General features: G+C 45.1%; 17 protein-coding genes. 5 read left to right on the forward strand and 12 right to left on the reverse strand.

From position 1 onward, the window contains the following. Positions 1-13 precede the first annotated feature (13 nt). From GQR89_RS12790 to GQR89_RS12820, 7 genes are all read right to left on the reverse strand, one after another. Complete coding sequence (locus GQR89_RS12790; RefSeq protein ID WP_158770401.1) at positions 14-790, reverse strand: (S)-acetoin forming diacetyl reductase; 777 nt, start codon at positions 788-790, stop codon at positions 14-16. Between the two features lie 178 nt (positions 791-968). Continuing rightward, positions 969-1943 (reverse strand): zinc-dependent alcohol dehydrogenase family protein, encoded by a 975-nt coding sequence (locus GQR89_RS12795; protein WP_233268962.1) that lies wholly within the window; start codon positions 1941-1943, stop codon positions 969-971. A 380-nt stretch (positions 1944-2323) separates the two neighbouring features. Beyond that, a complete protein-coding gene (locus GQR89_RS12800; RefSeq protein WP_158770403.1) occupies positions 2324-3715 on the reverse strand; it encodes an NAD-dependent succinate-semialdehyde dehydrogenase in 1392 nt (463 codons plus the stop codon). A 386-nt stretch (positions 3716-4101) separates the two neighbouring features. Then, the gene (locus GQR89_RS12805; protein WP_158770404.1) at positions 4102-5238 is read right to left on the reverse strand and encodes an ABC transporter permease; all 1137 of its coding nucleotides are present in this window, start codon (positions 5236-5238) and stop codon (positions 4102-4104) included. Between the two features lie 14 nt (positions 5239-5252). Further along, a complete protein-coding gene (locus tag GQR89_RS12810; RefSeq protein WP_158770405.1) occupies positions 5253-6422 on the reverse strand; it encodes an ABC transporter permease in 1170 nt (389 codons plus the stop codon). A 24-nt stretch (positions 6423-6446) separates the two neighbouring features. Next, complete coding sequence (locus GQR89_RS12815) at positions 6447-7421, reverse strand: HlyD family secretion protein (RefSeq protein ID WP_158770406.1); 975 nt, start codon at positions 7419-7421, stop codon at positions 6447-6449. After that, positions 7421-8854, reverse strand: coding sequence for a TolC family protein (locus tag GQR89_RS12820; RefSeq protein ID WP_158770407.1), 1434 nt, complete (start codon positions 8852-8854; stop codon positions 7421-7423). The genes GQR89_RS12815 and GQR89_RS12820 overlap by 1 nt, the downstream gene beginning before the upstream one ends. A gap of 390 nt (positions 8855-9244) precedes the next feature. Here GQR89_RS12820 and GQR89_RS12825 point away from each other — a divergent pair, with 390 nt between their 5' ends. After that, positions 9245-10921 carry a chloride channel protein gene (locus tag GQR89_RS12825; RefSeq protein WP_158770408.1) on the forward strand — a complete coding sequence of 559 codons (1677 nt, stop codon included), beginning with the start codon at positions 9245-9247 and terminating at the stop codon, positions 10919-10921. 42 nt (positions 10922-10963) lie between these two features. On the opposite strand, the gene gap is transcribed toward GQR89_RS12825, so the two are convergent. Further along, complete coding sequence (gene gap, locus GQR89_RS12830; RefSeq protein ID WP_158770409.1) at positions 10964-11977, reverse strand: type I glyceraldehyde-3-phosphate dehydrogenase; 1014 nt, start codon at positions 11975-11977, stop codon at positions 10964-10966. 687 nt (positions 11978-12664) lie between these two features. On the opposite strand from gap, the gene GQR89_RS12835 reads away from it, so the two are divergent. Continuing rightward, entirely contained in the window at positions 12665-12886 is a 222-nt protein-coding gene (locus tag GQR89_RS12835) for a hypothetical protein (RefSeq protein ID WP_158770410.1), read from the forward strand. 220 nt (positions 12887-13106) lie between these two features. On the opposite strand, the gene GQR89_RS12840 is transcribed toward GQR89_RS12835, so the two are convergent. The 3 genes from GQR89_RS12840 to GQR89_RS12850 form a co-directional block, all read right to left on the reverse strand. Further along, on the reverse strand, positions 13107-17423 hold the full coding sequence (locus tag GQR89_RS12840; protein WP_158770411.1) for a DEAD/DEAH box helicase: 4317 nt from the start codon (positions 17421-17423) through the stop codon (positions 13107-13109). Positions 17424-17617: 194 nt separating this feature from the next. Beyond that, positions 17618-18697 carry a mechanosensitive ion channel family protein gene (locus GQR89_RS12845; protein ID WP_199271321.1) on the reverse strand — a complete coding sequence of 360 codons (1080 nt, stop codon included), beginning with the start codon at positions 18695-18697 and terminating at the stop codon, positions 17618-17620. Between the two features lie 271 nt (positions 18698-18968). Continuing rightward, complete coding sequence (locus GQR89_RS12850) at positions 18969-19652, reverse strand: DUF6515 family protein (RefSeq protein ID WP_158770412.1); 684 nt, start codon at positions 19650-19652, stop codon at positions 18969-18971. Positions 19653-19929: 277 nt separating this feature from the next. On the opposite strand from GQR89_RS12850, the gene GQR89_RS12855 reads away from it, so the two are divergent. From GQR89_RS12855 to GQR89_RS12865, 3 genes are all read left to right on the forward strand, one after another. Further along, entirely contained in the window at positions 19930-20391 is a 462-nt protein-coding gene (locus tag GQR89_RS12855; protein ID WP_158770413.1) for a (2Fe-2S)-binding protein, read from the forward strand. Beyond that, the gene (locus tag GQR89_RS12860; protein WP_158770414.1) at positions 20391-22640 is read left to right on the forward strand and encodes a xanthine dehydrogenase family protein molybdopterin-binding subunit; all 2250 of its coding nucleotides are present in this window, start codon (positions 20391-20393) and stop codon (positions 22638-22640) included. The genes GQR89_RS12855 and GQR89_RS12860 overlap by 1 nt, the downstream gene beginning before the upstream one ends. Before the next feature lie 106 nt (positions 22641-22746). After that, positions 22747-23286 carry a hypothetical protein gene (locus GQR89_RS12865; RefSeq protein WP_370461079.1) on the forward strand — a complete coding sequence of 180 codons (540 nt, stop codon included), beginning with the start codon at positions 22747-22749 and terminating at the stop codon, positions 23284-23286. Positions 23287-23371: 85 nt separating this feature from the next. Here GQR89_RS12865 and GQR89_RS12870 read toward each other — a convergent pair whose 3' ends face one another. Beyond that, on the reverse strand, positions 23372-23932 hold the full coding sequence (locus GQR89_RS12870; protein ID WP_158770415.1) for a PEP-CTERM sorting domain-containing protein: 561 nt from the start codon (positions 23930-23932) through the stop codon (positions 23372-23374). Between the last annotated feature and the right edge of the window lie 37 nt (positions 23933-23969).

Genomic DNA, 23969 nt, shown 5'->3' on the forward strand with positions numbered 1-23969 from the left:
TGAGATAGAAAAATCAATTAAACACCATCCCTCCATCTACTACCAACGTCTGACCCGTCATATAGTCGGAATCTGAACCGGCCAGGAAAGCCACAGCAGCAGCTACATCTTTGGGCTCAGACAAGCGACCCAACGCGATGTTTTTTGCAAAGCTCTGCATACCCCATTCGTCTGACTCCCCTGCTTGCTCGCCAACTTTATGAGCTATGCCTCTCATCATGGGAGTGTTAACAATTCCTGGGGCATATGCATTTACAGTTATTCCTTCCACTGCTAAATCTCGTGCAGCTACCTGCGTGATCCCCCTGATGGCGAATTTGGTTCCACTGTACAGGGCTAAACCAGGGTTACCCACGATTCCTGCTTGGGAGGTTGCACTTATGATTTTCCCACCATGCCCCAACTCTTTGAATTTCTGGTGGGCAGCCTGAATTCCCCACAACACACCCGCTACATTAATCCGATATACATCATCGAATTGCTCGGGCGTGATAGTATCAATAGGAGTTGTGGGTCCCACTCCAGCATTGTTCACCATGACATCAAAACCACCAAGTTCAATGGCCGTTTTATCAACAGCTGCAAATACGCTTTCGCGGTCTGCCACATTTACATGGACTGCAATAGCCTTTCCGCCATCGTTATTGATGGCTGCAACCACTTTGGCGGCATTTTCGTCGTTTAAATCGGCAACCGACACTTTGAAACCATCGCTTGCCAATCTCTTGCAAATGGCTTCTCCTATTCCCTGACCACCTCCGGTGATCATTGCTACTGTTCTATCAGACATTTTAAATACTCCTTGCCGGCTAAAGTGATTATTCAGGACGGTTTACCGGTTATCCAATGCCCAGAATTTTTTACGTTCACCCCTTTATTGGGTGAAATGTTATGAATAAAGTATTTGTAGTTCTACGTATTCAAGTGAGACAGGCCACAATATCCTGGGACATCTGCCTGACAGTCTTTTACGGCACTAAAACTGCCGCGCCATCAAAACGCCCCGCGCGAAGATCATCCAACGCTGTATTAGCATCTTGCATGGCGTAGGTCGTCGTCTTGATCTGCAAATCCATTCTGGAAACCTGTTGCTGGAAGTCGATTCCATCTTGCCGCATAAGATTGGCCACTGAAACCAACTGCCGCTCTTCCCAGAGTATTTCGTACGGAAAGCTTGGAATATCGCTCATGTGGATACCAGCGCAAACTACCCGCCCACCTTTGCAAACGGCTTTTAGTGCTAATGGAACGAGGTCGCCGTCAGCGGCATAGATGATTGCGATATCCAACGGTTCTGGAGGCATGTCCTCTGAAGATCCGGCCCATACTGCGCCCAAACTCCTTGCGAAATTTTGACGAGCTGAATCACCGGGCCGGGTAAAGGCAAATATTTCTCGACCTTGCCAAATGGCTACCTGAGCGACGATATGCGCAGCAGCACCAAAGCCATAAAGGCCAACCCTTTTACCATCACCCGCAATCACCAGTGAACGCCAGCCTATTAGTCCAGCACAAAGTAATGGTGCGAGTGATACATCACTAACATCTTCTCCTAACGGAAAAGCAAAACGGGCATCGGCAATAACCTCGGTTGCAAATCCGCCATCTCTTGTGTAGCCACTAAACAAAGGTGCATCACATAAGTTTTCTCGACCCGATCGACAATAGGAACAAACACCACAAGTGTGGACGAGCCATGGAATACCTACACGCTCACCCAGTTCCAACCCACTAACACCTTCACCAAGTTCGACTATTCGACCCACAATTTCATGCCCAGGAATAATTGGCGATTTTGGATCCGGCAGCTCCCCATCGCATACATGAAGATCTGTCCGGCAAACGCCGCAGGCGAGTACTTTCACTCGTACCTGTCCTGCTTCAGGGTGACGATCTGGTAAATCTGTCCAAACTAAAGGTGTTTTTGGCTTGTTAAGCACCATTGCTTTCATCGTTATGCCTTCCTAAATGACTTTTTTTAATCATGATTTTGAAGCTATGTATTGCTACTGAACGCTAGACATAAATAGCGCCAACCATATGACCAGAGGCAGATTCTGTGCAGGCTACTCCGCATAACGAACCACGAGCGGTGATGCAATTTGCTACTACCTCAAAAAGGGGCGTAGGAAATTCCCAGGTGGTATATGTACCAATACACAGGTGCCATGCTTACGAGTCATATCAACACCTTGCTTGAAGGCTGCAAGAGAGGGAGCGGTAATAAGTACAACATGTGCGCCACCATCAGTGACCCACTTTGGGTGACGAAATAACTCACTCTCTGAGCATTAAAGAAAATGTGATTCAGTGAGTAACGCCGTTAAAACGGCGCATCAATATCAACAACATCGATCAACTTGTGATTAACAAACTCCTTGATGCCGAGACCCAATAATTCACGGCCATAACCTGAGTGACGAATCCCTCCAAAAGGCAAGTCGGCTTTTACCATTGTTGGATGGTTTACAAACACCATGCCGGTAGAAATCTTCTTCGCCACCTCTGCGCCATGTTTGGTATTAGAAGTAAAGACCGATCCACCCAATCCAAAGGGAGAGTCATTGGCAATCCGTACAGCATCATCCTCATCCTTCGCACGAAACAGCATAGAAACCGGCCCAAAAAACTCCCAGTTTCTAGCCTCATTATCTTCGCTGATATCAGTCAAAATGGTTGGCTGTACGAAAGCGCCCTGACTGGGAACCTGTGGACCTACTTCAGTTGCTGTGGCACCTAAGTCTATCGCCTGACGAATTTTTGCTTTGAGATCGTCCGCGGCATTCTGTGATGATAGTGGCGCTAATGTTGTTTCAGGCTTAAAAGGGTCGCCAGCACGTAATCCGGCAACACCTGCTGTATAACGCTTAACAAACTCATCGTAAATTTCATCAGCAATAATCATACGTTTTGATGATACGCAAACCTGACCGGCGTTCCAGTGACGGCCAAAAACTGCCCAATTTACTGTTTTGTCGAGATCAGCATCAGCCAGAACCACAAAAGCATCGGCGCCGCCGAGCTCTAAAGTTGATTTCTTAAGCGCTTTACCGGCGGTAGATGCAACGACTGCGCCCGCACTTTCTGAACCAGTCAATGCAACACCACGTACTAACGGATGATTAATAATCAATGCAGTTTGTGAATGTGCCGCATAAAGGTTTTTAAACGCGCCTTTTGGCAGTCCAGCCTCAAGCATAAGCTGCTCACAGGCAGCCGAGCTTTGCGGAACAATGCCAGCATGCTTAAGCAACATGGTATTACCCGCAGACAATTGCGGCGCGATAATACGTGCGACCTGATAATAGGGAAAATTCCACGGTTCTACGGCAAGTAATACACCGAGAGGGTCGTTAACAAGCACTGCGTCGCCTTCAGCCAAGTCGGCTACTGGCAATTTTTCTGGTGCTAGCAACTTTTCGGCATTGACGGCATAGTACTCAAAAATGGCTGCAGACAATTCAACTTCCGCCTTGGCTTCCAACGTAATCTTGCCCATTTCGAGCGTTAAAAGTTTAGCGTAACCATCAATATCGTTGCGTAACAGATCTGCCGCTTTGTGCATAACCTTTGCTCGCTCGGCAAAAGAGCTATTTTTCCACGACAAAAATGCCGTGTTAGCATCCTCTATCGCTTGAATAATCTCAGCATCAGTGGCGTCAGGAAAGGTCTTCACTACCTCTCCCGTATAAGGATTAGTTGTTGCGTAGGTCATGTCGAACTCCTTAATTTATTTAACGCAAATGTTAAAAATACTTTTGATAACAGTGACTATCTGTTCCAAATATCAGCGTGATGAAACAGAGCCAAAAGGCTTATCTACAGACTTATCTTGGACGGTTTTATAAAAAAAGTATTCGCGATTCCCACTAATAGATGTGGCTGGCCACATCTATTAGTGACATTAGAAATCAGCTGTAAATATTTGGTTTGATTTGAATCAATTAAATTAGATTTTTACTTTTATTGGGCTGTACTTTACTTTCACGGCAACTGCCAATTTTAAAAAAGATCTATCGGAGGGGTTATACTTCTATAATCTTTGGGGTTTAAGCATCAATGATTGAATCTAAAAACCTGCGTTCGGGCAAAACAACCTGATTACTTATCAACAGGCACCGGCCAATTTTTTCTATAAACGATAAGCGCTAGCGATCCAATAAATAACATGAAGAGGCCTGTAAGTTCTGGTAAAACTTGTACAAGAGAAGCCCCCATCTGATCAACGTTTAAGAATGCCTGAATACCCACTGTGCTAGGTACAAGCATGCTCGCCGCAACTAACGGAGTAGGAATTGACTCAATCGGCCATGCGAATCCACCCATAAAGATGATCGGGATTGACGTGGGTATTAAATGAATGACCGCTTGTACGCGGTAACGGATACAAGAGCTTATAGCAACTGACCATGCCGCAACGGTTAAAGAAAAAACGATAACTACCGGCAGTAAATCTCGCAACTGACCTAAGTGCGGGTAATCCTCACGCCAATACACTAACCCGATGTAATACAGTGTATTAGCAAGACAGATAGTGGCAACAGCGAAAACCAATGCCAAACGATTTTTTCGAAATGTCATATCATATGGCGAGCCAGACTCTCTCCATCTGCCTAGTAACATACAAATCCCCAATAACAGTGTCTGTTGCAGTACCACAACGGCAACCGCTGGCACAACATAGGTAGAATACCCGCCGATAGGGTTTGATGTTGTGCGTAAATCTAAGCGCACAGGGTCACTTAGCTCTGCAGCTTGCTCTGGTGAAACTGAAAGGGTTAGTTCGTGTCTACGTTCAAGTTGTGCCGATAGCGCTTGCACCGCATTTGAAAAGCCGCGTAGCTCGAGGCTATCGAACATAAAGTAAGCGCCATTTCCTAGCACAACAGCGTTAGCTGTTTCACCGCGCATAATATTGCGCCGAAATCCAGCGGGAATGATCAAGCCTCCTTCTATATCACCATTCCACAATGCTTGGCGCAATTCAGTAGAGTCACTTACGACATTTATCACGTTAATATCAGGACTTGCGTCTGCTAAACGCACTAATTGGCGACTCAAGCTACTGTTATCCATATCTGCAACCGCTACCGGTATCTCTCGTACAACCTCAGGGCTATATGGAAACGGATAGTAAAAGGAATACACAATTGGACCAACGATAACGAGCAGCATTACGTTACGATCTCGAAAAATAGCCGCCAATGAACACCAATAACTTTGCCAAAATGACACCATCTCTAATGCCCTACTCACGACGTTGTACAGCGGGTTCGAATTCGACGAATAGCAAAGGGTAACGGCACTACAATAAAGACCACAAGAACAAGTAACTCCGGCATTGAATTGCTAATTGGCGTGCCTATTTCTGTTTGTTCAATTTGCAAACGAAGCAGCGTTCGAATAGGTAACATATACGTCCAAAATTGTGCCACTAAAGGCATGGCATATTGTGGAAAAGTAATGCCGGCATAGGCAAAAGCGGGCGCGGTAAAAAAAACTGCAAACGACAAAGCAGTGGCTAAATTCGGCGCGAAGCCAGCAAAAAGAACACCCAAGACGATGTGTGCACCGATCAGTAACTCCCATCCCACAAGAAGCAAGCCCAAACTACCGCTCACCGGCCAACCCGCCACACCATAAAGCCAATTTACGCACCCGATGCTAATCGCTGATGCAACGACAAACACTGGCAGGACCTTAGCCGTGATAGCCATATATACATTGCCCCCTATGGCGAGCCACCGAGCACCGGTTTGCTCTTGAAACTCTCGCCCCACCAAGAAAACAGTCCACACCATAACGAAAACTTGCAACATGGCGGGCAACAGACCTGCAATAAGAAAATACTGATAGTTTTGAAAGGGATTAAACAGTGTTCGTAGTTCCAACTGCACTGGCATACTATTCACGCCAGCGGCCAACACGGACTCCCCGCGTTTAGCAAGAGACGTTATTTGAGCACTGGCAGCTAACGTCTCGGTGATTTCAAGTAAGCTATTGGTGATCGTTCCTGATATTGTTAAAAATTGTCGACTGTACCAAGCGACCACAGTCGCCTGCCGGCCAGTTTTCATGTCGCGTGTGAAATGTTTTGGAATAAGTACGAAAGCATAAATAGAAGCCTGCTCTAATAGCTCTCGTGCTTCAGCTGGTGAAGATAGTTTATCAACAATATGCAGATGAGGTGAGGCTTCGAGCATGCGGATATAAGTACGAGAAACACTGGAGCCATCGTTGTCAATTACCGCAATCGGTAAGTTGGTTAGTGTGCCTGATGTGAATATCCACGCCACAGTCACCATGCTGAGCAGCAGAACACCGATCGAAAAAACAAATTCGCCACCGCGATACTGATACTGTGAAAGTTCACGTTTCAGTGCCACGATAAAACCCGTTTGGTATTTCGTTACCTTGCTCACGTGCCACGTTTCCTTTGCTGTAGATTATTCAAGCGTAAACAGAACACTCATGCCTGGACGCAAACCATCCACTACGTCACTTGGCCGTAATCGCACTTCGAACGTTTTAATGTCATATCCCGACGAATAACGTGTCGCTTTCCAGGTTGCGAACTCGCCTTGCGGCGCAATATAATATACCGATAACGGAATATCCTGATCACCAAGACCTGGCACCGTGCCCGTTAACTTTGCGCCCATTGGAAAGTTGACCAAATGGTTCTCTCGAACATTAAGAACCACCCACGTATCAGTAAGGTCAACTAACGTTATCACCGGAAATCCTGTTGGTGCCAATTCGCCTGGATCGATTAACACCTGAGTAACCTCACCAGCAATTGGCGCCGTTAAGTGTGTTTCCGCTGAATACGCCTGCACCTCTGCTATCAATCCGTCGGCCTGATTAACCATCGCCAGCGCCGCCGCCTTGTCTTCGGTTCTTGTACCGTTAAGTGTCATATCGTACTCTGCCCGGGCCTCACTGCCAGCATCAACTGCTGCCTTCGCACGGGTTTGTAATTCATCGTGCTTTTGTGCTGATATCAATCCCTCGTCATACAGAGAATCAAATCGTTCAAAGGTCTTCTGTGCAAGTTTTGCTTCTGACTCCGCTCGGTCCCAAGCGTACTTCGCCACACGAACTTGTTCTTTTCTGGCACCGATATCCGCTTTTTCGTTCATTGCCACGGCAGCATCGCGTCCTGCACTTGCTTGTTGCATCCTGGCGGTAAGCTCAGGGCTGTCCAATTCGAATAACCTATCGCCGACTGACACAGAATCCCCTTCACGAACCAACACTTCGCGTATCCGCCCCGCGACTTTCGCCGCAACGTCAACTTCTCTGGCTTCAACCTGCCCTTGAAAAAGCAAGGGCACCGGCGAATTAATTTGCAACAAGCCGAAGCCAAGAAGGATGATAACCACTATAACGGAAGCTATAATTACAACCTTGGATTTCATTATTGATGCTCCCCTGCAGTCAATTTTACGTCAGCTCGTGCGATGTAATCGCTGAATTTTTCAAGCTGTCCACTTGCTTCAAGTAAATTTGCCAGCGATACCACAAACGCATACGCAGCGGAAACACGCTCAGTTTCAGCTCGCGCAACAGTCAGTTGAGCATCGATAACATCAAGTGATGTACCTAAGCCCTCAGCGAACAAACGTTCTCGCAGTTTTAGGGTTTCTTGGGTCAACTCAATATTTGATTGAAGAAGTAAAAACTGTTGCCGTGCTCGTTTTACCGATAAATAACTTTTTTCGATTAACGTCGTCAGGTTCGTTTCAAGTTCGCGGCTTAATGCCTGTACTCGTTGCACCTTCTGCTCAGCGGCCCCCACTAAGCGACCTCGATTGAGCCGATCAAAAATGGGGTAGCTTATATTGATACCTACTATCCAATCGGGTTCGAGTAATGGTAACGGATTTGAAAAATCAGCATCCTTCTGTACTAAGTTATAACTCCCGTATGCAACTACCGACGGCTTCCAACGAGCCTGCTCAATCGCCTTACCTTGTTCTGCCTGACGGTGTTTTGCCCGCAGTTGTGCCAACTGACTATTATCATCAATACCCGCGTCAATAAATTCGCCCAGCGACGGTAGCGCTTGCGTAATAACAAATAACTGGGTTTGTAAGACTATCGACTGCTCGCTATGCAATAAACGTCGCAATGAAACATCGGCAATGCCATAATCAGAGCGCGCCTGAACTAAGTTTCGCCGTGCTTCATCGTAGGCCACTTGCGCATGTAATCGCTCTACTTTTGACAGTACCCCCTTGTCTTCGAAACGCGTAGCTTGATACAAATGGCGCTTTACGCTCTCAAGCACTTCTTCACGTATCGCCAAAACACGCCCAGCCAACAAATGACCAAAGTAAACAATTGCTAGCATCTTGTCCTGATGTTCAATTGTTCCGGTTCGTTGTGCCTCAGCTAGGGTTATGCTCGCGTCGGCAAACTGCCGAGCAGCGCTGGTTTGGCCGCCGTTATATAACAACCAACTTGACGTAAGCGCAGCGGTGGGATCAACAGAATTGAAGTCAAGATTGACTGTACTAGGGATTAACTGATCAGCCCCAGAAATCAACTCACCCACAGCTTCTTGCAATGGCTCTATATTCATTTCGCGCTGCAAACTATAAGCCATTACCCCCGCATCAATACTCAGCGTTGGATAACGCAAGCTGTCTAGCGACTGGCGAGTTTCTCGTTCACCTTGTACTTGATAATTTGCAGCTTTTATCGCGTCAGATTGCAAACGAAGCCGCTGACGAGCCTGATCATAAGTCAAAGATTCTTCAGCCAACGCACAAGGAATAACGGCATTGCTCATCCAAAGCATGACCCAACAGATTAATTTAAGTCGCTTAACAATGTTTTTTGGGATCATTGAACGCCTAATAGTGTGCGACAACGTCAACACATTGAATTGATAATTTTTTCATAAGGGAAGTTTTAAAACTTAATAAGCTTTGATCCTAACCGTACTCATTGTAAGGCCCAAAGTATGTGCCAGAAGCACAGTTTCAACTATGCGGTATATCCCTTAGTAAAATGTGGCTGCTACGCATAGCGATAATTTAAACATGACTGCTTCGACGCGATTTTAGCCACTCTTTGATAGAAAATTGATTGCTATCAATCCGATTAATTTCTGTTAACGGATAATTACCGCTGATAAGCAGACGAAGATAATCCGTATTTATCTAACGGAATGAATCATTAATATAACGCAGTGTGTGGAAGCCAAATCAGCTTATGAATACTCGAGAATACTGCCGTGTTTGAAAAATACAATTGGCGCACCAGACGTGAAATTTATATGGGAATATGGAGCTTTGGTCTTGGCGTGGTTGGTGCCATTGGCGCACTTGGGTTTATTTGGTTACTGCAAGTGTGCAGCGAATTTTTTATCGTGGGCATAGGCCATTTTGATGAAACTCAGCCCTTAACCTTTCCGTTTTTTATGCCTTTGTACTGGATACCGGTAGTGACCACTCTTGGTGGGTTAATATCGGGGGTTATCGTCTATAGACTTGCACCTGAAGCAGAAGGGCATGGCACCGATGCCTATATTGAAGCTTTTCATCAACACGATGGTGCCATACGCACAAGAGTACCGTGGGTAAAGGCCTTAGCAAGTGCAGTCACTATTGGCTCCGGTGGTTCTGCTGGGCGAGAAGGCCCCACCGCGCAGATTTCCGCTGGTATCGCCGCCATTCTTGCGGATCGTTTTGGACTAGTAAGTGCAGAACGTCGTTTATTAACAGTGGTTGCTACTGCTGCTGGGCTTTCAGCGATATTTAAAAGCCCACTGGGGTCTGCTTTGTTCGCGGTTAAGGTGCTTTACTCTGGATTTTCAATGGAAACCCGCGCTTTATACTTTGCAATACTGGCTTCAGCTACGGCATACACCATCATGGGGTTCGTCGTCGGTTGGTCACCTATTTTTAATATCCAGGCGGCATTATCACTGGCACATCCGATGGAACTCAGCTGGTATTTCGGCTTAGGGATCGCAAGTGGCATCGTTGCAAGTTTTATCCCTTCAATATTTTATAAAATTCGTGACCTTTTCCGCCTAATCAATATACCTCGTATTATTAAACCCGCTTTTGGCGGGTTACTACTTGGCTTAATTGCCATGTGGATACCACAAATTCTTGGTGGTGGATATCAATGGATTGAACTGGCAATTAATCATCAACTGTCACTAAGCGTGTTACTTATTTTACTTATACTAAAACCCTTTGCGATGGCCTTAACCATAGGATCCGGAGGCTCAGGGGGGATATTCGCACCAACGCTATTTGTTGGTGCTATGTTGGGCGCAGTATTTGCTGAATTAGCGGGTGTGGTTGACTCGTTTTCTCCTAGCTACGCAAGCTGTGTCATTATCGGTATGTTGGCGCTGTTCGGTGCTGCTGCACGTACACCACTCGCTAGTTTAGTCATGATTATGGAAATGACGGGGGAATATGGTTTGGTCGCGCCAGCAGCCGTTACTGTGGTAATAAGTGCATTGGTGCAGCGTACCTTAACAAGCTCGCTTAAATATCCCACACTGTATGAGTCCCAAGTGGCACTTTCTATTGATAGTCCGACTATCCGCAGAGAATACATCAGTCAAATGGTCGCGCTAGCTGATCCTAAGGGGCTTGATCTGCCACCCACGCTTTTAGTTGACGAGTCAATTCGTCAACTCAGTAACGGTCTAACGATATCATTACCTGACGGACGAGTGATGCGCGCCTACAGTTTAACCAACACCACCAGTAAAGATAGTTTACTAGCATTGCTGAAACAGAGTCATGTCTTGTTGCTCAGTATCATACGCAATGGCGTAAGCATGATACCCGGCGATGGCGTCAGTCCAGAAGAAGGCGACCTTGTTATTATGGTCGGCCTGCAAGCAACATTACCTGCATCGTTAACACTGAGTTCAGAAGCGGTCTAACGGGAGGTTACTCCCGCATAAAACGCAACGCCACGTTGGATATCAAGGTGCATTAGCTAAAGCGAGAGCGGTATCTAACATGCGATTAGAAAATCCCCATTCGTTATCATACCAAGCACAGACTTTCACCAGTTTTTTGTCGATCACATTGGTTAAGCTGGCGTCATAGATTGAAGATGCGGGATTATGATTAAAATCAGTGGATACCAGCAGTTCATCACAATATTCAAGTATCCCCTTTAATGCCCCGTTACTCGCCGTGCGCATAATGGAATGAATCTCTTCAATATTGGTCTCGCGAGACGCTATAAATGTTAAATCAACCATAGAAACATTGATAACAGGAACACGCACAGCGAAGCCTTTGAGCTTGCCATCTAAAGCAGGTAAAACAAGACCAACCGCATTGGCTGCGCCAGTTTTAGTTGGGATCATAGACATAGTCGCAGACCGTGCCCGGCGAATATCTTTGTGGTAAACATCTGTTAGTACTTGATCATTTGTGTAAGCATGAATGGTTGTCATTGTGCCGCTTTCTATACCAATAGCCTCGTGCAGAGGCTTAACGAGGGGCGCAAGACAGTTAGTCGTACAAGAAGCGTTCGAGACGATCGTATGCTTAGCCAACAGCGTATCGTCGTTAACACCGTATACAACGGTTGCATCTATGCTGTCTCTGGCCGGGGCAGCTAACAGTACCTTCTTCGCTCCTGCGTTAATGTGCATTTGTGCTGTCTCGCGTGTCCGAAACAATCCCGTACATTCCAAAACTACCTGCACGTCTAATTTGCCCCACGGAAGTTTCGATGGGTCTCGTTCTTTAAACACACGTATCTCGTCGTTACCTACCACTATATTATCACCATCAACACGTACCTCAGTTTGAAACGTTCCGTGCGCGGTGTCATGTTTTAGCAATACGGCGTTGGTGTTTGCATCACCTAGATCGTTAATGGCCACAATGCGCAGTTCATCTGTGCGTCCAGATTCATAAAGTGCGCGCGTTACCATGCGTCCGATGCGACCAAAACCATTAATTGCAATATTTATCGCCATTTTTAACCCCTCCGTACAATTTAACTAAGGAAAAATACATATCTCTGCAAATTTTGAAATCCGCAGATTTATGTGTGCAGTGCTACCATTACATTCCTTAGCGGATAGGTATTGATGGCCATCAATAATTCGTTGTTTTTTTGAGCACAGAAGACTATTACCACTTTGCCTGTGTACAACGGTGAAGTGGCACAAATAGCCAAATCAAACTGAAAATAGCTAAACAGTGATTTGCATAGCGGACAACGAAAATTACGCTCCCCTATCGTTCTGACTATCCACACGTTAGTTAACAATGAGCTTTAACCCTGTTAGGCACAGGTTTATTGCGGAATACCACTAGTTAACAAGCATTGATATGCGGAAACCCCTTATTTAAGTGACATGTATTTATCGCTATTATGGAAGCCTATTAATTGCGTTATTTGAATTGATAGACCCTTTGACATAGGTTTCCAACCTCTTTGGAGTCCCTCCGTTTACATCTTAGGAGGGCTCCTTTTTTTTTGTCTTGAGAATTTAATGATCCTACCGAACAAGAAACTAGTTACTCGGTAAAATTGATGTCGTTAAGCATGATGATAAATGACATTCATGGGCCATTGATAGATGGGTTGAATATTCTGCTGGTGACCCAAATACTAGATGTAGATATGCTAATGATATAAACAACAATAAGGATTATTTATGACTGATTACAATAATGAAAGTACCCTAAAGCAAAACCCCATGTTACATATGGAAGCCTTGAAAACGGCAATAACCGATGGAGATGAGGATCAACTAAAAGGGCTTTTAACGAATGAAATTTTTGACGAATTGCAAAAAAGTCACCTCATTCATTTGGCAGAAGAAACTGGAAATTCAGACATTGTAAAAATACTTAAAGGTACGCCTGCAACACCTTAATATCATAAACGCAGCGATCTTAGATTACGTAAGGTAAAGCATGCATTCGTGTCCACGGTGGTGACTTGAGAAGAGGAACAAAAGCAAATTTAGCCGTCATTGGCGGAGCACCCTATCACAAAGTCTTTAACGCCCAATGAATCACCCAGAATTAGCTGAGCATACTGCCTATTGACTGGCAGCCAGCATAGCCCAAAAGTTAGCGCTGAGTTCACCACAGCTAGAAGGTCTCTTTTAGTAGATTCAGCATGTCATCAACCGACAGCTTAGTTACGGCTTCATTACCCGATAATAGTTTGTCTGCTAAGTCTCGTTTATGCTGGTGCAACGCAACAATTTTTTCTTCTATGGTGTTTTGGGCAATTAACCTGTACACGGTTACCGGGCGTAATTGCCCGATTCGATGGGCCCGGTCAGAGGCTTGTTCTTCTACCGCTGGGTTCCACCAAGGATCCATGTGTATAACATAGTCTGCAGCGGTTAAGTTTAGGCCTGAGCCGCCGGCTTTTAGGCTAATTAAAAATATATCCCCTTCACCACTTTGAAAGGCATTAACACTTTTTTGTCGCTGTTTTTGCGGCGTTGAACCGTCTAAATATTGATAACTAAAACCTTTGGCTTCTATGTGCTGCTTAATCAATTGTAAATGGCCTACAAACTGACTAAAGATAAGTGCTTTGTGGTTGTTGAGTTTCAGTTCTTCTAGTAACGCATCCAAGGCCACTAGTTTGGCGCTGGGTAGATCAGTTTCTGCCATGACTAACTTAGGGTTGCAGCACGCTTGGCGCAATTTAACCAACTCGGCAAGCATTTTAATGCGCTGCTCGCCAGCATTGGCTTGTTCGCCGCTTTGGCTAATATTGTCTATTGCATTGAGTCTCAGCGCTTCGTAAAAGTCGCGCTCTTGAGGGCTCATTTCTACTCGAATGTTAATCTCAGTACGGGATGGTAATTCAGTTAACACTTGGTTTTTCATGCGCCGTAAAATAAAGGGCTGAATCAAGGCTTTAAGAGCTTGGTTTGCTTTGCGTGCGGCCAAGGCGTCTTCGTTTGCATTTTCAATGGGCAATGAAAATCGTTCAGCAAAGCGTTTTATATTGCCAAGCAAGCCAGGGTTAATAAAGCGAAATAAACTCCACAGTTCAGTCAAATTGTTTTCAATCGGCGTGCCTGTTGTGATCATTTTAAAGTCACTTTTTAATGCGAAGGCAGCTTTAGTGCGTTTAGCCAGTGGGTTCTTCAACGCTTGGGCTTCATCGGCAACTATGCTGTGCCAGTGCACTTTTTTGAGTATTTCACTTTCACGTTGTAACAGTCCGTAGCTAATGATCACGCAATCAAATGGGCCTAACGCATCTAACAACATTTCACGTTTTAAGGTGTTAGTTGAGTCGGCAAATATTTTGACATTCAGCGTAGGCGCAAATTTTAGCGCTTCTTGCTGCCAGTTAAAACATACCGATGTGGGGGCAATAACTAAACTGGGACCATGGCTTGCGCGCGAAAGCAGAATGGCGAGGGCTTGTAAGGTTTTACCCAAGCCCATATCGTCGGCTAAACAAGCACCCGCTCCCCAATGTGCAAGTCGCGACGCCCAATCAAACCCCACCAGTTGGTAATCGCGCAATTGCGCTTGAAAGGTTGATGGGATTTGCGGTTTAATCGTATTTGCTTGATGCATTTTTTGGGTTTGTTGATCCCACGCATGAATAGTTTTCATGCGCATGCCTGTTGTGGCTTCTTCTATTTGCAAACTGGCTAAGGGATGGAATTTACCGTCGTCGGTGACTTGATTGATTAACTCAAGTTTATGGCGTAAATCGTCAGACAAGGCCAGTATCTGTTCTCCGCCTAGTTCAATAAAACGTCCATTGCTGGTTTTCACTAGTTCAAGTAGTTTTCTCAGTTCGAGCACTTGATCGTTATCTACTTGCAAGTCACCCGTTATATCAAACCACTCATTTTTTTGACTGAACGCCAGTTGCAGATGCTCGCTGTCCAATTTTTTCGATAAGCTCAATTTTTTGCCTTTCGGCCAGCGCAAAACTAAATCAAATGTTGCTTGGCTAATGGCTATTTCTAATTGTTCTAAGGCTGCTAGGGCAAGTTGTAAATCGTCTAATAGTAAGACGTTATCAGCCATATTTAAAAAGGCGGGGCATGCTTGATCGAGCTGATCCAACAACGTTTCTTCCCGTTGCAAGTCCCGCTGGGTTGCCATACGTTTACCATTTAAGTCAGTCGTTAAACTGGCATTACCAACACCAGGTTTAAATGCCGGTCCTTTTTCGCCAAATGGCATCACCACACAGGTAAATGTTAGCCCGTTTTGAGCAGGCTGAATATTCACCACCAAATTGGGATCACATTTATGGTTTTCTAATCCGGTATCAAGCTCTGTGATATCAGATTGAATATTTAAAAACGGTGCAATAGCCGATATACCCTCCAGCGCTTTTTGCTTGGCGCTGATCGGAATTAACAAACCTGCCTCGCCAATTATCTCGGCAACTTTTAGATGATCAAGGGAAAACACGGTGAGCTGATACTGCGTATCGCTAATAGCCTTTAAATCATAAGTGGGCTGGCCTTCATAATCACCGATATCGTTGGGTAGGTCGGCAATGCTTAAACAAAGTTGCTCGCCAATCTGGCTAACCAATAATTCAGGCTCGCGTTTGATGATTTCAATATTTTGATTTATGTCGTCTGAAGCGTACAAGTTGTCAATACCCACCGCGGCTTCCAGCGCAGATAATCCATGTAGTGTATATTCAACTTTTGAGTAGTATCCCCAACTTTGATAAGCATCAATTGCACGGCAAATTCTTTTATCGCTGTCAGTTAGGTAGTCAAAAGAATCGGTCTCTTCTTTTAGCCGCTTTAGCGATACTACTCGTCCTTTACTCCACCCTGATTTATTAAATTTTTGCTCCCGCGCAGTTAAACTGTGAGCATAGTTCTCCTCAAATTCCCAAATTAAGCGAACAGGCTTTACTATTACTTCTTTAGGCAGAGTCAAATTTTTGTCAGCATTTGGATTAAGAGCGATTAACTTATCTAGTGCTAAATCCCATAGTGATTTGGTTTCTATCAGGCTGGTAATATCAATCAATTTCGCATGTTGTTGTGACGTAGACTCGAGATTTTTATTACTTTTTTCATGACTAAAACTTGCTGCCATTTGTTTACATATATGCGCAAATAAGGGGTAACCAAGCTGCATAAAATTAGCGTGGTATTTTAATGCTAACTTGGTAAGCGCAGGGTCTTTGCTTTGATTACACCAAACCTGTGCCAAGAGATAATTAAAATAACAGAGTTGATGAGCGAAAAAGTCAGCCCTATCATCGATACTATTATATTCAATATTGATATTGTATTTTTCGCCCGTCGATAAGCACATGATCGGTTTAACAATACCCTGCCCAATATAATAAAAATCACTGTTAACTTTACGATCACTTTCCTCAAATTCGACTTGTTGCAGAGCAGTTGTAAAATAACTTACATCATCTTGATTAGCCTGCACCACTAATGCCAGTTTATAGAAGTACCCCAACAACTCATTCAAGTATTGTTTTTTACGCTTGGTGAGTTTGTTTTTAACCTGCATTGCTTGCTCAAAATTGTCAATCGCTTGCTGGTTTTCACCGGTTAAAAAGCAATAGGCACCACGTAATTGCAATCCATAACTGCTGGTGTCTTGGGTATCTTGAATTCGCAAAAAGTCGTCGAAACGCTGTTGATACAAATATTGTTCTGCCAGTAAATGATGACAATCGATATTGTTTGTAAGGTTTGTTTTTTGTGTCTTGGCGCCGCACACCCGCTCTAATAATTGAAGCGGGTAAGCACAATTTTCCCCCTCTATTTGAAACGTTCTAAAGAGAGTGGCAAACGCTTGATATTGCAGCACATTGGGGAGTTGTAAAAACGTGTCTAAATCAAACGGTAAGAAAAATATCTCAAGCAAAATTTTATTTTGCGAGTGATCGATAATCTGCGGGTTCTTATTAAATGATAATGCCTCTTCAAGCTGGTCTATTTGCTTTAAATAATAAAGATCTCGTATGACTCTGGCCCTATCGGCATCTTTGTTCTGCCAACTGTAACTGTTCACCACAGGCACAACCTGTTCAGCGGCCATTATGATCTCTAGTAACCTTGACGGTGCTTGATCATTCGTAATCTCTAATAAGGTGTGAGACTGAAACTGTTCAATTTCAAGCATTAAACGATTGGCAAGTAATCTGTTGAGGTGCAACCCCTCTCTGCTAGGAATTAATAACGACTGTGTAGTCAGTCGTTCTCGAGACTCCTTACTTAACAGATACTGCTTTTTGTCATGTGCTAAAAAACCACGACTAACCAATATATCGATAACTTGCGCTAACTTTGTTATGCCAATCGGTTTATACACCACAGCCAAAATCATTAAGGTGATCTGTTCGGCTTCATTTAGCTTTACGTAAACGTGATATAAAGATTCTACTTGTTGGGTGATTTGTGGCTGGATTAAAGCGGCAAGCTTCATAGTAGTGAGGTTCTTAATGTTGGATCAATTTTCAATGAGGTGAAATTAACAAAAATGTCTAAGGTAAACAATTATTGTCAACAAGATCGAAATCGGCAAAAAACAAAAATATTCCCGCTCATTTACTGCAAATAAAACAAAAAATCGAGGCTACAAACGTAAAGAATAATACTTATTACATGCCAATAATCTACTTAGCGTGCATCGCCGCGAGGAAATTTGACTCTATCAGGTTGTTTATTCAGTTCCATTAGACCCCGCTTGAGTATGCGGGTTTTGAGCTGGCCGGACTTCTTTGGATGGGCGAGGTATCTGACAATCACTTCAATCCAGGTATTTTCATGTGTGCGAAACAATACGACCGGCTCTTCATTTACCTCAAGTTCATCAACGGGTGTTTGGGCCAGTAATTTACGATAAACAGCAACTTGCCTCGCCATGTCTTCGCCAATCTCGCGCAACGCGGCGTCATGGAGTGTTTCAGCCACAAATTCCAGATCACTGTCATAGGCGACATATAGATGTATCTCATTCCAAATATAAGGGAACAGAGGCCAAGAATAATTATATACCGTCTCATTTAGCACAAGTGAGTTAGGGAACTTGATGACTCGACCACTAGGATGATCGGTTGACAAGTATTGACCACCAAACTCCCACAATGTGGTATCTAGATACCCCACATCGATAACATCACCAGTTGCATCGTTGATACGTATTCGATCACCGACTCGATAAGGCTGGCGTAATAGAATGTAAAACCAAGCAAATAGGTTATTCAGCGATGATTGCAGAGCCAGACCAAAAATCACTGATAGTACCCCAAGAGAAACCAGTACAGTTGTCCAATCGACAAAAAGTATCGATATCAAGGTAATCGTAATGGTAAACCCCACCACTAACCAAATAAGTCGATTAAGGTTGAAGCGAGAAGCCACATTGCTCATTGAACGCATTAGATAATGGGTAGCAAAATTACCAATTGCTAGCATAATAGAAACCAGCAATCCGGCTAGACTGAATTTGTTCAATTGCTCGAGGTAACGTCCAGCAAAGGCCACTGAACCATGTTGTAACCACTGGTACAAAAGAAAAAAGCTAATGGCACTGACAAGATAAACCCAAAACCATGTTCTTTGTATTGACGTGCTTTCTGGTGGTGCAAATTGCTGCTCGGTACTTATCTGCCGCAAAGCATCATTAATGGCTGACTGTTGGGCAATATCAACTGGCCCGAGTTCTGTTTCTTTATCAGCGCTGTTATTTTTTTTCACAATGTCTATCTCGTTTCATGCGTTCATTCAGATTACAGTTGATAATGTCGACTTTCAAACGATGCATGACGCTGTTTACATAATGAAATTGTTAACTGCGCCCAATGCCGCGACCAAACACCTTTTGTAGCAAGTACTGCGCACTGCGTTTCAGTCGACGGTATACCCTGAGTTGGCTAACCTGTGTCGGTTATCCTGGGTTGGTTATAAATCAATTGGCATTTAGTCACGCGGGTCATACTAAACGCCTTTGATCAAGGTAACACCCACTTTAATCCAACTTCAATGCTAGATAATGAACACTGTTTCCTGATGATTGCGCAAGAAAATAAATATCACGGAATTTGAAGTATTGCTGACCGCTGACCACTACTGACTGCGCACCTTGGGGCAATGAGCTATAGGCTTTTCCAAGTTGAAAGCCGCTACTTTTAGCGCTCATATCTTGTTGTGTTTCAATCGACTGAGCGACGACGTGAGAAACGTTGTCACTGTAAATAACATCGCTGGTTGGCTCAGCTATTACCCGGTAATAACCATTATCAAACACATAATAAATACCGAGGGAAAAATAGAGCGGATTACCTCGTACCACTATGCGTTCATAGCCTTTTGGTAGAGAGCGGACCTTCAAACCAATTGGCGGGCGTACAACGGTGTAGCCGTTGTTTAAATGACGATAATATATCCCATCATTAACGATAAATGACGCCCCGCCAAACCTTATTGTCAGTCCATTTTTAGGTGCTTTGCGCATAATAGAACCGGTCTTATATACTTCCCGTTTATGCACAACTACTGACTCATGATAACTACTTTTGTGCTGTTTCACTTCTTTATGTTGCACTTGATTATTCTGTGCATCCCTATGAAGGGCTTCTTTGCTCTGAGCGGCACTTATGTTGGGTAACACAACCAAGGACATAACAATGGGTAATAACATGGTTAATTTCATCAGACTGCCTTTTCATTTTATTTAATCACACGGTGAGTATTAGGCCGCGAATATGAATATAAACTGACTTGACCCGCTCAACTTGGACTCTTTACACAACCTTTAACTTACGTAACACATCTTAACGTTTACCCTCAATTTTAAGTTTGTACTAGGTATTTAGCGAGTCCCCCCCTGTGAATAATGTGTTAACACTAGATATCATTACTTTTTTGCACCAACTTAATTTACTCTACTAATAAGCTTGTTTAACGCAGCAAAAAATTAAGGCAATAACATGCAATTAAACGTAAACGGTACGCAGCACGAAGTTGATGTTGACGAAGCAATGCCCTTATTGTGGGTTTTGCGTGATGAGTTAGCTATCACAGGGCCAAAGTTTGGTTGCGGCATAGCCATGTGCGGTGCCTGTACGGTGCATGTTAATGGGATGCCTGTACGCTCTTGTTCAATCCCCGTCGGGCAAGTAACGGGACAAGTCACCACAATAGAAGGGCTTGGCACCCCAGATGCCATGCATGCTGTTCAAGCCGCTTGGGTTGAACATCAAGTCGCCCAATGTGGATATTGCCAACCAGGGCAGATCATGTCAGCCGCTGCATTATTACAGATGAACCCAAACCCAGACGATGATGCAATTGACCGGGCTATGTCCGCTAACTTGTGCCGCTGCGGTACCTATCCACGCATTCGCGCAGCGGTGAAAACAGCCGCGATCAAAGTGCGGGAGAACAGCTAATGAGTACCCTAGGTAAAATCACCCGCCGTACCTTCGTTATCGGCTCGGCGGCGATAGCCGGAGGCGTACTCTTTGGTGTTTACAAGTACAAACAGCCCTATCCGAACCCTTTAAAACGTGATTTAGCCAACGGCGAAGCAACGTTGACGCCGTATGTGTTAATTAACGCCGAAGGTGTCACTATTATTGCCCCACGCGCAGAAATGGGCCAAGGCGTGCGCACGTCATTAGCGGCATTAGTTGCAGAAGAGCTCGATATTGATGTGCAAAGTGTGACGGTTGAACACGGCCCTGCATCGAAAGCGTATTTTAACGGCGCTATTTTAGAAGAAGGCGCGCCGTTTCCGCCTTATGACAACAGCACCATGGCAAATAGAGCCCGGGCCTTTATGCATGTGCCGGCTAAATTTCTTGGGGCACAGATCACCGGCGGCTCATCATCCACCGTTGATGCCTTTGAGAAAATGCGTATGGCTGGCGCCACTGCCAGAGAAGCCCTTTTACTTGCTGCCAGTGCTAAGTTAAATGTAGCCAAAAACACCCTAAATACTGACAACGGTCATGTAGTGACTCAAGAAGGACTGCGCATTGCTTACACTACATTAGCCTCCCTCGCGGCGAGTATTGAGCTGCCAGAGGATGTAACACTCAAACCCAGAAGCGAATGGAAACAAATTGGCCGTTCAATACCCAAAGTAGACATGGTGGAAAAATGCACTGGCACCGCCACCTTTGGGATTGATGTACAACAAAGCGACATGCTGTTCGCCACGATAAAAGTGAACCCACATTTGGGTGCAAAACTCAATTCATTCAATGCCCAACAGGCCAAAACCATGAAAGGGGTAAAGCATGTATTCGCTATTGGTGATATCGGCGTAGCGGTAGTTGCCACGAATACCTGGTATGCCTTTAAAGCCGCCGACGCAATCACCTTCGATTGGGCAAAAACCGCCTATGCACAAACCACCGAAGGCTTATTTGATTCTGCCGTGGCGGCTATCAATGATGAGCACCAAGACAGTCAAAACCGTGACGATGGTGATGTCGATGCGCTAATTGGACAAGCTGGCGATGCCACCATAAACCGTGAATATCGCGCGCCATTATTAGCGCACGCCACCATGGAACCCATGAATGCCACAGCCTTACTGAAAGACGGTCATTTGGATATTTGGGCTGGCAATCAAAGCCCCACATTTGCCCTTGGCGAAGCGGCAAGGGTCTCCGGTTTAGCAGAAGAGAATATTCGCATTCACACCCCGTATTTAGGCGGAGGCTTTGGCCGCCGAGCAGAAATGGATTTTATCGTGTATGCCGTTATGGTGGCTAAACAACTTGAGGGAACCCCCGTCAAAGTCACTTGGACGCGCGAAGAAGACATGACCCACGACAATTATCGCCCGTTTGCCATTGCACGCTTTCAAGGTGTCCTTAACGGCTCTCAAATCAGTGCGCTAAACGTTAAAATTTCTTCCCCCTCGGTGATGGAGTCACAAATGGGCCGCGTTGGTCTGTCGATACCTGGTCCTGACACCACAATCGTACAAGCCGCTTGGGATCAAGCCTACATGATTGAAAATTATCGCGTGACGGGTTATCGCGTTCCCATTGGAATACCCGTCAGTTCATGGCGCTCGGTGGGCGCATCTCAAAATGGCTTTTTCTGTGAGTCAATGATGGACGAACTGGCCTTTGAAGCAAAAGTAGATCCTGTTGAAATGCGCTTGTCACTTATCACCCACCAGCCTACACGCAATGTACTACAAGCGGCAGCAGAGATGGCCGATTGGGGACGTAAGCGTCCACCAAACCAGGGCCTAGGCGTGGCTCTTGTCACTTCATTTGGTGTCCCTGTAGCCCAAGTCATTGAAGTAGAAAATACACCCAAAGGCATTAAAATTTTGAATGTATACGTAGCTGCTGATGTGGGGATTGCAATTGACCCAAGTAATATCGATGCGCAGCTTATCTCAGGTGTTAACTTTGGCTTAAGCGCGGCAATTATGAGTGAAATCACCCTCAAAGATGGCAAAGTTGAGCAAACTAACTTTCATAACTTTGACGCACTGCGCATGTATCAAGCTCCCGCGATCCATACAAAAATCATCGAAAATGGAGAGCGGATTAAAGGCATTGGCGAACCAGGCACTCCACCTGCCGCGCCTGCCCTTGCCAATGCTATTTTTGCCGTGACGGGAATGCGCATGCGCGACATGCCATTTAATAAACACATTAAGTTTGTGTAGGAGTACTGCCATGTACACTAAAATAATCAGGTTACTTGTTGCGTTTAGCGTTCTGTCGTCACTATTGGCCATGCAGACCGTACTCGCTCAAACGGTCACGTCACAAATGCGCGCCACCGTGAGCGATCACGATAACGCCAAACAAATTCCTCTGGAGAACGGTTTACAAAACTGGGATAAAATCTATCAAGTGTTCTCCCATCCCCGTTGCGCCAACTGCCATGTACCCGACGATAACCTGCCTCGCTGGTCTGGGCCCAACTACGGTGAAACCCGTGTCCACGGCATGCACATTACCGGCGGAAAAAGCCGTATCGGTGTAGAAACAGTTATGTGCAGCACCTGCCATGCTCACAGTAATTCTGCTGAGCCCCATGGCCCGCCGGGCGCACCTGTTTGGATGCTAGCACCGGTTGAAATGCTGTGGTGGCAGCAAAGCTCAAAACAAATTTGTGAGCAGATTAAAGATCCCGCACGCAACGGCGGTCGCACACTTGACGACGTTGCGCATCATATTGAAGAAGATGAATTAGTACATTGGGGATGGGAACCAGGAATAGGCCGTGAACCCGCCCCTTACTCAGCACAAGAAACCGCCGAATTCGTTACGCTATGGGCCAACGCGGGTGCGCCCTGCCCTGAGTAGCTAATCACGCCTTAACAGCCACTCCCTAGGGGATCATCAACAATCGATTCCCTAGGGAAAGTTGGGTTAGTTGTTTACCTAACCATTAAGCACGTTTACGCATTGCCACTGCACCTACCAAACCTAACATCATGATCACCAGCGTACTGGGAGCCGGCACAGGTACTTCATCCAAGGAGACATTTACGCGATATGCATAGTCAGTGAAGGTATCAAAGAAACCTTCGTTACCACCAACTGCCAACGTGTATGAGCCTGCAGTTAACAATACATTTGTTAGGCTACCGCCAATTCCAGGTACGAATGGATTATTGCCTGTGACATACCGTAAATCACTGAACAAATCGGTAAAATCACCACCGTTTGCAAACGGAATACCGAAGTCATTAACGATCGTCCCTTGGTATACACTTAACCCTAGGTTGATTAAGGATGAGCTCGTCACTGATAGCAGTGAATCAGCGCTAACGTCAAAGCTAATGAAATCGAGTGCATCGCCAAAAGTATCTTCGTTTGTCCAGCCACTGTCACCGACTACCGAATCGCTGACAGTGCCATCGACCGGTAAGGCAATAATGGATGCTAACGACAGCGAGCTAAAACATAACGTGCATGCCATTAACAGGGTATTTAAATAACGCTTCATAGTTTTATTCCTTTCTCTATTTTTCGATCATGGTTGT

Origin of the sequence: Paraglaciecola sp. L1A13 (assembly GCF_009796745.1) — a bacterium.
Lineage (GTDB): Bacteria > Pseudomonadota > Gammaproteobacteria > Enterobacterales > Alteromonadaceae > Paraglaciecola.